General features: G+C 68.6%; 13 protein-coding genes and 1 tRNA gene. 5 read left to right on the top strand and 9 right to left on the bottom strand.

Features of this window, described 5'->3' with window-relative positions; all coding sequences use genetic code 11:
- Window positions 1-258 precede the first annotated feature (258 nt).
- The gene (locus tag VNL12_RS17060) at window positions 259-759 is read right to left on the bottom strand and encodes a hypothetical protein (protein WP_325596147.1); all 501 of its coding nucleotides are present in this window, start codon (window positions 757-759) and stop codon (window positions 259-261) included.
- Window positions 760-1,004: 245 nt separating this feature from the next.
- On the opposite strand from VNL12_RS17060, the gene VNL12_RS17055 reads away from it, so the two are divergent.
- Window positions 1,005-1,163, top strand: coding sequence for a DUF305 domain-containing protein (locus VNL12_RS17055; RefSeq protein WP_325596146.1), 159 nt, complete (start codon window positions 1,005-1,007; stop codon window positions 1,161-1,163).
- Between the two features lie 26 nt (window positions 1,164-1,189).
- Window positions 1,190-1,399 (top strand): DUF305 domain-containing protein, encoded by a 210-nt coding sequence (locus tag VNL12_RS17050; RefSeq protein ID WP_325596145.1) that lies wholly within the window; start codon window positions 1,190-1,192, stop codon window positions 1,397-1,399.
- A 255-nt stretch (window positions 1,400-1,654) separates the two neighbouring features.
- On the opposite strand, the gene VNL12_RS17045 is transcribed toward VNL12_RS17050, so the two are convergent.
- The 4 genes from VNL12_RS17045 to VNL12_RS17030 are packed head-to-tail and all read right to left on the bottom strand — an operon-like array spanning window position 1,655 to window position 3,793.
- Entirely contained in the window at window positions 1,655-2,488 is an 834-nt protein-coding gene (locus VNL12_RS17045) for an alpha/beta hydrolase (protein ID WP_325596144.1), read from the bottom strand.
- Window positions 2,485-2,907: a hypothetical protein gene (locus VNL12_RS17040; RefSeq protein WP_325596143.1), complete on the bottom strand. Its 423-nt coding sequence runs from the start codon at window positions 2,905-2,907 to the stop codon at window positions 2,485-2,487. The genes VNL12_RS17045 and VNL12_RS17040 overlap by 4 nt, the downstream gene beginning before the upstream one ends.
- A complete protein-coding gene (locus VNL12_RS17035; protein ID WP_325596142.1) occupies window positions 2,904-3,485 on the bottom strand; it encodes a hypothetical protein in 582 nt (193 codons plus the stop codon). Before VNL12_RS17035 ends, VNL12_RS17040 begins: the two co-directional genes overlap by 4 nt.
- Window positions 3,482-3,793: a hypothetical protein gene (locus VNL12_RS17030; protein ID WP_325596141.1), complete on the bottom strand. Its 312-nt coding sequence runs from the start codon at window positions 3,791-3,793 to the stop codon at window positions 3,482-3,484. The genes VNL12_RS17035 and VNL12_RS17030 overlap by 4 nt, the downstream gene beginning before the upstream one ends.
- 355 nt (window positions 3,794-4,148) lie before the next feature.
- Between VNL12_RS17030 and VNL12_RS17025 the strand changes: the two genes are divergently transcribed.
- Complete coding sequence (locus VNL12_RS17025; RefSeq protein ID WP_325596140.1) at window positions 4,149-6,062, top strand: glycoside hydrolase family 15 protein; 1,914 nt, start codon at window positions 4,149-4,151, stop codon at window positions 6,060-6,062.
- Between the two features lie 58 nt (window positions 6,063-6,120).
- On the opposite strand, the gene VNL12_RS17020 is transcribed toward VNL12_RS17025, so the two are convergent.
- From VNL12_RS17020 to VNL12_RS17010, 3 genes are all read right to left on the bottom strand, one after another.
- A tRNA-Arg gene (locus VNL12_RS17020) sits at window positions 6,121-6,196 on the bottom strand.
- Window positions 6,197-6,402: 206 nt separating this feature from the next.
- The gene (locus VNL12_RS17015; RefSeq protein WP_325596139.1) at window positions 6,403-7,797 is read right to left on the bottom strand and encodes a hypothetical protein; all 1,395 of its coding nucleotides are present in this window, start codon (window positions 7,795-7,797) and stop codon (window positions 6,403-6,405) included.
- On the bottom strand, window positions 7,794-9,008 hold the full coding sequence (locus VNL12_RS17010; RefSeq protein ID WP_325596138.1) for a hypothetical protein: 1,215 nt from the start codon (window positions 9,006-9,008) through the stop codon (window positions 7,794-7,796). Before VNL12_RS17010 ends, VNL12_RS17015 begins: the two co-directional genes overlap by 4 nt.
- Before the next feature lie 113 nt (window positions 9,009-9,121).
- Here VNL12_RS17010 and VNL12_RS17005 point away from each other — a divergent pair, with 113 nt between their 5' ends.
- Window positions 9,122-9,892: a hypothetical protein gene (locus VNL12_RS17005; RefSeq protein ID WP_325596137.1), complete on the top strand. Its 771-nt coding sequence runs from the start codon at window positions 9,122-9,124 to the stop codon at window positions 9,890-9,892.
- 22 nt (window positions 9,893-9,914) lie between these two features.
- On the opposite strand, the gene VNL12_RS17000 is transcribed toward VNL12_RS17005, so the two are convergent.
- Window positions 9,915-10,238 (bottom strand): hypothetical protein, encoded by a 324-nt coding sequence (locus VNL12_RS17000; protein ID WP_325596136.1) that lies wholly within the window; start codon window positions 10,236-10,238, stop codon window positions 9,915-9,917.
- Window positions 10,239-10,619: 381 nt separating this feature from the next.
- Here VNL12_RS17000 and VNL12_RS16995 point away from each other — a divergent pair, with 381 nt between their 5' ends.
- Complete coding sequence (locus VNL12_RS16995) at window positions 10,620-12,443, top strand: DEAD/DEAH box helicase family protein (RefSeq protein ID WP_325596135.1); 1,824 nt, start codon at window positions 10,620-10,622, stop codon at window positions 12,441-12,443.
- Window positions 12,444-12,529 lie beyond the last annotated feature (86 nt).

The raw sequence follows: 12,529 nt of genomic DNA, 5'->3' as shown, positions 1-12,529 counted from the left end.
GAGCCCAGCCACCCGGAGCCAGATCGCGCCCAACACCAGCACCAGGAAGATGCCAGTCAGCCACGGCGCGCCGTCCCGTGACCCCCACTGCACCATGCCGGTCTCGCTCATTCCGCCTCCAGGTGTCCCGGTTCGATGGATGACCAGACTACGACATGACCGTCGTAGGAACTGCCAGTGACGATTCCTCTCGCCCGCCGAGAGCATGCCGACCAAGGCAAGGCAGCCCCGGGGATCGGCGACCCACGACGAGGCACGTCAACGAGGTACCTCTGCCCGCTCTCCGGAGACGAAGCGCTCGAGGCAGTCGCGGGAGCAGAACAGGAGCTCCTCACCGCCCCAGGCCAGACGCATCTCGGCCGATCTCTCGTCGAGCTGCATGCCACAGACAGGGTCGGCCGCCTTCGTCTGTCGATCGCGAAGACCCACCTCGAACAGATCGACCGGGTCGCTCACCCCCTTCAATGCGCGATCACCGAGGTTCACGACGTCCGCGTGGGCGATCCCCGCCGCCTGTCGAAGTCGACCGGTGACGAGGAACTGATCACGCTCGGCGACAGCGGTGACGCGAGCGGTCAGGTTGACGGTGGCGCCCAGGTAGTCGCCCGCACGGAACAGCACAGGCCCCACGTGGGCACCGGACCGTAGGGCCGGGAACTGGTGCTCATCGGCTGCGGCAGCATGGATGGCGACACCGAAGGCGATCGCCGACCCGGGAAGCGGGAAGACCAGCATGAACTCGTCACCGATCTGCTTCACGACCTGTCCGTCACAGGCAGCGGCGTGCGCCCGCACCAAGTCGGGCCTCGCCTCTGACAGTGAGAAGAAGAACGAGCTCAGCCGGACCCAACAAGGTTCTCATCCACCGCGGCGGCCCTTGGCCATGGGATCTCTGACGCAGATGCCGCCGTCGAGGATGCGTCGACCGATGCTGCGGCGGAGTTCAACGACACCGACGTCATCTTCGCTGCCGAGATGCTCCCGCACCACGAGCAGGGGTGCAGATGGCGGAGCTCGCGGTTGAGAAGGCGACCGATCCTGCGATCAGCGAGCTGGCCCAGGGGATCGCCGAGACCCAGATGGCGGAGATCGAGGTTCTCGAGGACCTCCTCGCCGAGTACGGGGAGGAACCCCCCTCACTGCGGCCCCGGAGATCTAGCTAAGCTAGGAGCACTGGGAGGCTGGCGCGATGCGCCTCCAAGCGCTCTCCGGTGTGGCCTTCGATGAGGCGTTCCTGCGCATGATGAGCGCCCACCACGTCCAGGCCGTCGCCGAGGCCAACTTCGAGCTCGAAGGCGGGGTCGACACCGACGCCCAGAGCCTCGCCGAACAGATCAAGCAGACCCAGCTCGAGGAGATCGCCACGATGGGGATGCTGCTCGAGCCACTCTCGCCCTGACCGTCACGGGCCGGCTCGACGTTGACGTCGCTGCCTCCGTCGAGGGTTGTGTCTTCAACCCCGGGGGGGGAGCCGCTGGGCGACCGGGAGCGAAGTTCCCGCCGTTGCACGCCCTTCGATCCGGCGGGCCCGGGTGCTGGAGCGCTCAGTGTCGCGGAGCCACCTGCCGCATAGCGATCTGCTCGATGGCGGCGATGCACCGCCCAGGATGGGAGAGGGGGAGGTCGTGGCCGGCCGCCGGGACCGTGGAGACGTTCAGGTGCGGGTGGCGTTCGGCGACCTGGTGGAGAAAGGGTGCGTCGATGGCCTCGTCGTGGTCGCCGACGAGGAGGTGGACGGGTAGGTCAGCCGGTCGAGCTGGCCGGGTGCGTGACCGGCGAGCACGAGCTGGCGGAGGCTCTCGGCGTAGCTGGTCCAGGTGTGGCGGACGCGGTCGGCGGCGAGCAGGTGTGGCAGGTTCGGCCTTGCCAACCGGATGAGCACCGTCGCTGCCCGCCGGTGCCGGCACATCAGCTCACACGCCCGGCGAGCCAGGTCGGTGTCGGAGAGCAGCAGCCGGGCCAGCGGGTCGGTGCTGGCCAGGTGCGCCCGCGCTGAGGCCCGGTTCTCGTACCAGGGCGGGGAGAACGCGGCGATGCCGGCGACCAGGTGCGGGTGACGTGCGGCGAGGGCGACGGCGACGACGGTGCCGATGGAGTGGGCGCCGACGGCGACGGGCCGGTCGGCGCCGGCGGCGAGGAGCGTGGCGGCGATGGCGTCTGCTTGGGCGTCGGGGTCGTAGCGGCTCTCGACGTCCATGGACCGGCCGAAGCCGGCGAGGTCGACGGCGAGCAGTCGGCCTGGCGTCGGGTTCTGTGTCAGGCGGTCGTAGGCGGCGCCCCAGTAGGAGCTGGCGTTGAACATGCCGTGCACGAGCAGGACGGTGAGGGGACCTTCCCCGACGATGCGGCCTGCCAGCGGGCCAGGCGAGGGCTTCCCGGTCGACGGTGCCCACGTCACCTGCGCCGCCGGACGGCGACCTCGGCGGAGCACGACGGCCGTGAGGGCGCTGCTCGCCGCGACGGTGAGGATCGTCGCTCGTCTGCTCATGCGGGGTGGCGGCGGGTGACCCGGTCGACGGTGACCAGGTAGGCGGCAAGGGTGACGAGGAACACGGCGTACCAGGTCCAGTTGCGGCCGGGGACGAAGTGGGTGGAGACGTGGCCGAGGAAGACGTCCATCCATCGCCGGTGGACTTCGCCGGCGGTGAAGACGAAGTCGGGGAACATGGCGAAGAGGTGCGTGGCGAGCAGCCAGAGGAGCGGCGCTGGCACGGGCTGCTTCCTGCGCCAGGCAACGATGGCCATGACGACCAGGGCGGTGCTGGCGCCGATGAGGAAGTGGGTCGACCAGTGGAACCGTGCGTCGTGACCCCGGTACGACAGGTAGAGGCCCACTTCGACCGCGACGAAGACGAGGCACCACAAGCAGGCGCGAAGTGCGACGAGGACCGACCGCTCCGCGGTCACGGTGCGGCCTGAACGATGGTCGCCACCTCGTCGAGGAGGTCGTCGACCTCGGGGTCGAGCGTTCGGTAGCGGGTGCGGCCGGCCGAGTCGACGACGGCGTACCCGGTGAGTGCCACGTCGCCGAGCGGGTCATGGAAGCCGTAGGCGGCGACGAGCCCGGCAGCGTCGGCGACGGTGGTGACCTCGGCCGGGCAGCCGTCGATCGCGGACGCATCGGAGGCGACCGCGATGTCGAGGTCATCAAGGCCATCGAGCGGGCCGGGCAGGGCGTTGCACAGCCCCGCCACCTTGTCCTCTCGCACTGCGAACAGCACGAGGCGCCGCCCGAGCGCAGGAAGATCGGGCGAGATGTGCGGGGCGACGACGGGTAGGCCGGCGACGTCCAGGAGGCCCGGACGCTGGTAGGCGGGATCGGGATCGTCACCGGGGGTTGCAGCAACCTGGGTCGCTGTCAGGATGGCGCCGAGGGTGACAGCCGCCGCCAGCCACACGCTGACCAGCGCCGACCGGGCCGGCGGATGCCGTGCACCGAGCGGGTCGCCGCACGGGGCGGCCGATCCGGATGCCGCCTGGCTCACGTGTCCTCGTCCTCGTCGGGGAGCCGCTCGGGGTGGAGTTGGGCGAGGCTGCGGCGCTGTTCGACGGCGGCCAGGAGAGCGGTCCGCCTCTCACCGTCGCGGAGTCGGCAGTAGCCCAGGTGACCCTCTCGTCGGCGGTGAACCAGCCCGGCGGCGCGAAGGATTCCTCTAGCGCATCGGACGGCGTCTTCAGTGACGTCGAGCGCGATTGCGATGTCGCCGACGCGCAGCTCGTCGTCCGTTGCCAGCAGCGCAGAGAGAACCCGCGCCCGCACCCGGTCTGCGACCAAGGTGAGCAGTGCGCTCAACGCATCAGCTCCGGCGGCAGGGTGCTGAGCTGTGGCAGCCAGCATCGACGCTGTCGGGGTCGACGGGGTGGCCACGGTAGTTCACCGGCCCAGTGTGTCGGTGCGTTCGTGCGGATACAGCCAAAGGTACTCCGGCGTCCGAGGGGCACGAGGGCGCGTACCGGCGATCCCGAGGGCGCCGGCAGTCGTGATCCCGGTGCCGGCTGTTGCTGGCGGTCTGAGAGGAGATCTCCATGGAGACGCGAGGCGTGACCCGGCCCATGGCCCTGCAGGACGCCCAGGGCGACGACGCGAGCGCACGGAGGGCGAGGGCTCGAGCCCCGAGCAGATACTCGAGTCCCATCACCGCAACACGTTGTGGATCCCCTGGACGCTCATCTTCCTCGGCGCCTGGCTGGTCCTCGCCCCGTTCAGCTTCGGCTACTTGAACGACGACCTCTGGATGTTGCCGAGCGGGGGGCGAGGGGCTTGGTTCGCCGGCACCCAGACCTACGACTCGCTGCGGGCCTCCCTCATGACCGGGTCTGACGTGCTCAGCGGAGCGGCGCTGGCGGTCCTCGGCTGGCGGGCGCTGAAGGTCGACCGGCCCGTCACGTTGGGGGCCGGCTGCGGGGTGGGCCTGTGGCTGCTCCTGGCACCGGTCGTGCTGTGGGCGCCGACGCCGGCAGCGTTCCTGAACGACTCGCTGGTGGGGTTGTTCGTCATCGCCCTCACGATCTTGATCCCGGGCATGCCGAAACATCACGCCGGCGTGGCCGTCGCGTACGACTTCATGGCCGTTCCGGCCGACGACCACGGCTCCCAGCTGGTGCGCATCGTCGAGGCCCGCTCCGGGGACGTCCCGTTCCGCATGGTGCTCCGCGCCAGCCCCGGGTTCGAGCCCGGCCAGGCGGGACTGCGGGCCGCTGCTGGCACCGTGGTGATCGGGAACCAGGCGACGGTGGCCTCGACGGCGATCGAGCCCGTGTCGGTGAGGGGCGACACCGCCGTGCTCGACACGGTGGTCACGCGCGGTCGGCCGCTGGTGCTTGGCCTCGCCGCCCCCGGGCCCGCCGAGGCGCTCACCGGTCGGGTCAGCGACCAGGCCCTTGCGGCGCGGAAGGCCACCGAGCGGTGGTGGCGGACCTGGCTCGGCGCCAACCAGCTGCCGGGCACGTGCCGCAGCGCCGTCGCGCGCAGCGCCCTGACCGTCAAGCTGTTGCACAACCAGCCCTCCAGCGCGCTCGTCGCCGCTCCCACGACGTCGCTACCTGAACGGATCGGCGGCTCGAGGAACTGGGACTACCGCTACAGCTGGCTCTGCGACAGCGCCATGATGATCCTGGCACTCCAGCAGCTCTCCCACCATGACGAGGTCATGGCCTACTGGGGGTGGCTCGTGCGCGCCGCGCAGCGTCAGGGGGCCGATCTCTCCATCGCCTTCACCCTCGACGGGGATGCCATCCCTGCCGAGCGGGAGATCGGTCACCTTTCGGGGCACCGCAGCTCACGACCCGTCCGGGTCGGCAACGACGCCGGTCACCAACGTCAACACGACGTCTACGGCAGCGTCATGGCCGCGGCCTCCCACTGCTACCACCACATGCCAGAGATGGACCGCGCCATGCCCGAGCGCGTCCTCCAACGCATCGCCGACCTCACCGCGAGGCGGTGGGACAGCCCAGACGACTCGATCTGGGAGCTCCGAGACGGCCGTGACCATCACACCTACTCCAGGCTCATGTGCTGGGTCGCCCTCGACCGAGCGGTCGACCTCAACCACCACCACGCCCTCGCCGGGGACCTCGCCACCTGGTCCGCGCAGCGCGACGCCATCCGTGAGCAGATCCTCCGCCGGGCGTGGAACCCGACTCTCGGTGCCTTCACCGGCACTATCGACGGCGACCACCTCGACGCTGCGGCCCTCGTCGTCCCCCTCGTCGGGTTCCTCCCGGCGGACGACCCCCGCTGCCGTGCCACCCGGGACGCCGTCACCACCCAGCTCGATGACGGCGGCCTCCTCCACCGCTACGCCTACGACGACGGCCTCGGCGAACCCGACAACCCGTTCCTCCTCTGCACACTGTGGCTGGCCGACAACCACACCCTCGACGGGGATCCCGGCCACGGCCAAGAGCTCCTCGAGCGGGTCCTCGCCACGAGCAACGACCTCGGACTCCTCGGAGAGGAGGCCAACCCGACGTCGCGCGAACCACTCGGCAACTTCCCCCAAGGCCTCACCCACCTCGGCGTGATCCACAGCGCCCACTACATCGAAGCCGCCCAGTGAAAGATGAGACTTCGCAGCCGATCTAGACGGATCACAAGTGTCTGACCTGGATTTTAGGTGGCGCCCCCGGCAGGATTCGAACCTGCGACGCACGGTTTAGGAAACCGATGCTCTATCCCCTGAGCTACGAGGGCGGGGCCCCGTGACAATGCCGCTGACAAAGTCGGTGACAAAGTCCGCGACAGGGTCGCCGGGACCTCGAACGGTAGCCGGGAGGGCGCTCCCGGGGCCTCCCGGCTAGATCCCTTGGAGAGGTGCGGGCCTTGGGTCTCCGGGCTTGAGGAAGCGGCCTCCCCTGGACGCGCCGGTGAGGACCGCCTCCCGGTCGGGCCGGGACGGGTCAGGCTGCAGTTCGTCGGCGGCCGAGGTGGCCGTAGCGGTGGAGGGCCACGGCGGCCTGGACGAAGGAGTGGCCCCAGAGGTCGAAGTGCTGGCGCTGGGCTCCGAGGCTGCGGGCTCGCTCGCGGTGGAGCTGCTCGTCGGACATGAAGTTGGCGTTCTCGGCGTCGCTCCGCCCGTGGTAGAGCCCCTCGTACTCATCGCAGCCGGGTGGGGCGAGGAGGATGTTCTCGGCCCGGTTGAACCCGCGTGCTCGGTCCTCGTCGTTGTTATACGCGCGTTCGCGGATGAGCTTGGGCTTCTGGAGCCCCCGGGGGCAGGGCACCTGGTACTGCACGTAGGAGCGGTGGGTCCCGTCCTCGTTGGTCCGCCAGAGGTTGGCGAGCTTCTTGAGGCGCTCGTCGAGGACGGTGCCGTCGTCCGTGATGATCTGCTGGCAGAGCCATGCCCCGAGGTAGGTGACCTCGACGTCCTGGGTGTCGCCGTTGCCGTAGTCGAAGCTGACCGTGGTGAGGTGCCCACCCTTCTCGGTTCGTTCGCGAGTCTTCTTGTTCACCTTCTTCGCCGTGATCGGAGCCACGGTCGTAACGCCGTAGCGGCGCTGGAGCTCGTCACGGTGGACCCCGTGCAGGGCGGTGTCGTAGACGAGGTGCGTGATCCGCGGCTCCCGTTCGAGCACGCGTCGGATCAAGGCCATGGCGATGTCCATCTCGCTGTTCGATTGGCCCTTCTCGTCGGGGACCCAGGCCACCAAGAGTGGGACGCGGCCGTGGGTCTTGGGGATGCGCATGTAGAGACGGACGAACTTCACGCCGACGACGACCCTGCTGTCACCGGTGATGTGGACCTTGGCATCGGGGTCGAAGTTCTTGACCGGCACCGTGACCTCGAAAGATTCACCGTTCTCGTCCACGCACTTGATGGTGCGGGTGTCGCCCGGGGCAGTTGAGTAGGTGCCCTGCTGGACCTTGCCGTCGCCGTAGAGGGCGACGACGTCGGTGTCGAACACACCGACTTCCTCGGCGATCCGCAGGTTGAGCGCAAGCTCGAGCTCGTCGAGCTTCCTCTGGATCTGCGGAGTCAGGAGACGCTTGCGAGTGACGAGGAACCAGGTGCGGTGCGGAGCCTTGAGAGGCAGGTGGTGACCATTTCGCGCTGCTGCCTCGCGGATGTTGTTCCACTCCCTGGGGTGACTCATCTCGGTCGCCGCCGTGCGGCCTCCCCGGTAGATGTCGTTCAGCATCACCATGGCGACGAACAGCCAGATGGGAAAGATGCGCGGTCGACCACCTCCCACCAGGTTGAAGAGACGTTTGGTCTCGTACAGCTCGGGCATCGCGAAGATGGCGTCGATCTTCTCGCCGGTCGAGACTCCGAGGTCGTCTTGGTCGATCACCCGGTCACCTCAGGCTTGAGCCCGATGGTGCGAGCCGTGTCATCGAGCCCGCGCAGACCGAGAAGCCGCCGAGCAGCGAACAAGTCACCCTGTTCGTAGGCGCGTCGTCCAGCCCAGGCTGTGATCGATGAGGGCTTGACACCGGGTTGAGCACCCAGCCCGCTGCGACGAAGGATTCGGGCGATGATCTGGCTTGCCGTGGAGGTTCGGCTGTCGCCGCCACGGGTTCCCTCGTAGAGGAGCGGAAGTTCGTCGGATGGGCCGATGTCGAGGCCCTGGAGCCGTACTCGGAGTTGGGTCGTGTCCCACACTTCAAGGGGAACGCGTCGCTCGGCACGGGCGCCGCCGGCCAGGCGGACGGTGTTCCCAGCCCAGTCGATAGAGCGGGGGGTGACGGCGCCTGCCTCTCCTGTCGTCGCGCCTGCCCGCGTGAGGGCCCAGGCCGCCGGACCGCGGGTGTCTCCGGCGAACCGTGCCGCATGCTTTCGGCCGAGGGCCTCCTCCTCGTCGGTGAGGGGGCGCGCCGTCACCGGCGAGCCCCGGCGGACCGTGATCTCTGCTGTCGGATCGCCAACACCGAGGCCCAGGTCGCGAAGGGTCGCGAAGTAGAGAGCGACCGCCCACCGACGGTTGTCGCGCGTTCGCGGCGATGGTGACATCCGGTGCCCGTCTGCGGTCAGAGTTGGGGCGGTCAGGAAGCCGAGGACGTGTCGCTGCTGGAGCTCGGCGAGGTTCGCGATGTGGTGGCCTACCGCCAGGTAGCGGGTGAAGCGGGCTTGGAGTGCTGTTGCCTTCGCAACCGTCGACGGGGCGAGGTCACCTCGGGCGGCCCGGTCGTTCAGCACCGAGACGACCAGGCCGAGAGCGCCCTCGGGTGAGAAGCCGTTGATGGTCACCGCCTCCCACAGGACGTCGTGGAGCGAGAGGAGCTCGCACCGGCTCGGAGGCTGGCCGGCGAGCAGGTCGTCAACGAGCAGGGTGCCCAGCTCACCCAGGGCGACCGACGGGTTGCCGGGCTCCTGTTGCCACCGGGGGGTGACGCGACGAGGTACGTACCTCGCAGTGCGGATCCGCCCTGTGGGCGTTGCGGAGGCGATCCCGGCGAACAGACGCCCCTGGATGATCGGAGAGGTCGAAGCCCCACGCGCCGGGTTTCCTGGCTCGGCGGCGTAGGGACCTTGCTCTGGGTGAGGATCGAAGCCCTTGCCCACCGCCCGCTACCTGAGGCCGGACGTGCAGGTGGTTGGCTGTTCGAAGCGCGCCGGCCCGAGGTCGTTAGGCGTCGCCAACGCTTGGGGCTGTGATCGACGACTGAGGGGGAACGGTGCCACTGGACGACCGCCAGGAGTTGATGAAGAACTGGTCGGGTGGCCTGACCTGTGTCACCGAAGGCGCAGCTTCGGGTGCTGAAGCTGCGGCTTCGGACTATATGAGGCCACCACTGAAGTCGCAAGTTCAGCGAAGAAAACCCTATTGTTGCGAGGTGCCAGATCCCCGCAAGGACGAACGACCCCCACTCAGGTTCCGCGTTGGCGAGCCAAAGCTCGGCGAGCTGATCGTCGGTCGCGGGAGTTGGTCCGCTTGGGCGATCGGCAGCCTCGACGTGCGGGTGCGCCTGGAGTTCACGGATCCGTGGATTCAGATCACCGGAGTGGCGGTCTTCAGCCTGCAGCCGGATCTGTGGAACCGGTGCCCGGTGTCGGTGTCCGACCTTCGAGAGGTTCCTCTCGTTGCGCTCGACGCGTTGGTGAATGACCCGACGCGAAGGCTGCAGGTGCTCGAGGCGATGAGGCGGAGCCGGGTTGATTTGTCGCCGACCAGTGAGCAATCGCCTGGGAAGGTCCGTCAGTCCACAGCGCCACCCCCGTCCGCGGACCTCGAACTCCCGGCGGCAGATGGGCGTCGCCGGCCGCCTGGCTTCTACAGCGCAGTCGCTCACGCCTGGTCCGCCGCACTGGCGAGCGGGCGTAGCGATCCCGCCGCCGCTATCGGAGAGGCCAACGGCGTCGAACCGGGCGTCGTCCACGGTTGGGTTCGCGAGGCGCGTCGGAAAGGCCTGATGGCCCCGTCGCGGCGCGCCAAGGGAACGCCGTAGAGCGCATGGACACTGACGGTGACTACGCACCGGAGCCCCAGCCCCACAGCGCGAAGCGGAGTCGCCGGACCATAGGCAGCGTGAGAAACGGGGCCGGCCGCGCCTCAGCTTCCTCCGGGTAGATGATTCCCAGCCAGCACTCCCAGATCTCCCATGCCTCGATCAGCTCTGCGACGGCCGGGGTGCGGAGCAACGATTCGCAGGTCGCGGAGCAGCCCGGCGTTGTCCTCGCCATGACCAGTGCGTCGAGCAGCGGCTCGCCTCGACGTCTCCAGTCCTCGACGAAAAGGGCGAAGACCTTGTTTGCCCCCGACTCGGGCGCGCACAGGCGCGTACGATCGATCATGTCTGTACCTCCAATGCAGGTGCTGGCCAGGCCCCGGGGTGTTCCAGCACCGCCGGGGCCGCTTGTTGCACACGGTCGTGTGCGAGAGAGAAGGTACACCTGCACATGACTGTGTGCAACCCCACCCTTCCCACCCTCCTCCTAGGCTGGGCCGTCATGAGTCGCCCGCTGACTGCCGAGGAACTCGTCGGTGTCGCGGAGATCGCAGAGCGACTCGGCAGGACGACGAGCCTGGTGCACGATTGGCGCCGTCGGTATGAATCCTTCCCCGACCCCGTGGCCGAGCTTCGAATGGGCTTCGTCTGGGCATGGCCGGACGTGAAGGCGTGGGCACGCTCGACGGGTCGGCTTGACTAGGGCCGGGAGAGGGGGAGCCAGCAGGTGAACGTCAATCGGCGGATCGACAACCCGATCTTGTGCTCCCCGTTTGCTGAGCCGACGGCGCACTTCGGGTTCGACGACAGGGGGATCACCGACGAGGTCCTCGCCGGTCGGCGTCGGAGCGTCTACCTCACGCCGGTCCCTCCGGTCCGCACGGGCAAGGGATCCAAGGCCGCCGACGTCCAGGGTGAGCTGGTCTACGAGGGCGAGGCGGCCGAGCGAATCGTCGAGAATTCCTTCATCAACGAGGTGCGGGAGAAGGTCGACCTCTGGCGGGCTCGCAACTACCCGAACATCACGGCGACGACGCGACGGTTGCTCGAGCACTGGACGGCCGAGGGGCGCGAGAAGCGGTTCTTCTTCTGTCAGGTCGAGGCGTTGGAGACGGCGATCTTCCTGGCTGAGGCGGCCCACAAGGAGACTGGCGGCACGTACTTCCAGGAGTCTCTGCGCCAGGTCGCCGATGAGCACAACCCGGGCCTCTACCGGGTGGCGCTCAAGATGGCGACTGGCACGGGCAAGACGGTGGTGATGGCGATGCTCATCGCCTGGCAGACCCTGAACAAGGCGGCCAACCCGCAGGACGGCCGCTTCACCGACGCCTTCCTCATCGTCTGTCCGGGCCTGACCATCCGCGACCGCCTGCGGGTGCTCGAGCCCTCGGAGCCCGACAACTACTACGACGAGCGCAACGTCGTGCCTCCGGAGCTGAAGAGCCGGATGGCCCGCGCCACCATCGTGATCACGAACTTCCACACCTTCCGTGCCAAGGAGAAGATCAAGGCCGCCAAGACGACCAGGAACCTTCTCACCCGTGGGCGTGTGGACCAGGCCGGAGTGTTCACAGAGACCCCCGCCCAGGTGGTGCTGCGCGTCTGCCGGGCCTTCCGTTCCAAGCGCAGCGTCCTAGTTATCAACGACGAGGCCCATCACTGCTACAAGCCCAAGGCGCCGGTAGCCGACGTCCTCGCCGCTGCGACCGACGCAGCTGGTGCCAAGCTCGGCGCCGAGGCGAAGGCCGAAGCCAAGGAGCGCGACGCCGAGGCCCGCGTGTGGGCGGATGGCCTTGCCGCAGTGCACGCCAAGCTCGGTGTGAAGACCGTCTACGACCTGTCTGCCACACCGTTCTTCCTCGCCGGCTCGGGCCGTCCGGAGGGGAAGCTGTTCCCGTGGGTGGTGTCGGACTTCGGACTCGTCGATGCGATCGAATCGGGGTTGGTGAAGATCCCCCGAGTCCCCGTCGCCGACGACGCCGCGGCGCACAGCACCCGGGACGATGCCCCCACCTACCGAAACCTGTGGGTGCGCATTCGCGACGAGCTGCCCAAGCGTCGTCCGCTGAAGGAGCTCACGACGCCCACAGAGCCGCAGCCCCCGCCAGAGCTGGAGGGTGCCTTGCGGAGTCTGTACGGCGACTACGCAGCCTCCTACGACCGGTGGCAGCGAGCCGGCACTACCCCCACCCCGCCAGTGTTCATCGTCGTGTGCAACAACACCACCACGTCGAAGATGGTCTTCGACTGGATCGCAGGGTGGGCGAAGCCAGTCGGCGGCGAGGAGGGTCTGGTGGTAGCCCAGCCCGGCAAGCTCGAGCTGTTCTCGAACGTCGAGGCCGACCGATTCCTGGCCCGGCCCCGCACGATCTTGGTCGACTCCCACGAGCTCGATCGCGGCGAAGGGCTGTCGCCGGAGTTCAGGGCCGCAGCGGCCACCGAGATCGCCGAGCTGAAGAGGGACGTGGCCAACCGCTCCGGGGAAGCCGCAGCGGAGGGCGAGTTCCAACGGTCGGTGCACGGTCCCGGTCATGATGACCGGTGCTGTTGACGCCCACCGACCGTTGGAGACCACAGGATGCCAGGCGCGCCGTTGTCGCTGCCCGAACGCGAGGAGATCTCTGTCGCGTTGATCGA

Origin of the sequence: Iamia sp., from assembly GCF_035575815.1 — a bacterium.
Classification (GTDB): Bacteria; Actinomycetota; Acidimicrobiia; order Acidimicrobiales; family Iamiaceae; genus Iamia.
This window is presented reverse-complemented; position numbering and strand designations above follow the sequence as displayed.

What these genes read in the sequence shown, in the direction of transcription:
- VNL12_RS17055 (WP_325596146.1), top strand. Translation starts at nt 1,005, where the DNA reads ATGGCGGAGCTCGCGGTTGAGAAGGCGACCGATCCTGCGATCAGCGAG.
- VNL12_RS17050 (WP_325596145.1), top strand. Translation starts at nt 1,190, where the DNA reads ATGCGCCTCCAAGCGCTCTCCGGTGTGGCCTTCGATGAGGCGTTCCTG.
- VNL12_RS17045 (WP_325596144.1), bottom strand. Translation starts at nt 2,488, where the DNA reads ATGAGCAGACGAGCGACGATCCTCACCGTCGCGGCGAGCAGCGCCCTC.
- VNL12_RS17000 (WP_325596136.1), bottom strand. Translation starts at nt 10,238, where the DNA reads ATGATCGATCGTACGCGCCTGTGCGCGCCCGAGTCGGGGGCAAACAAG.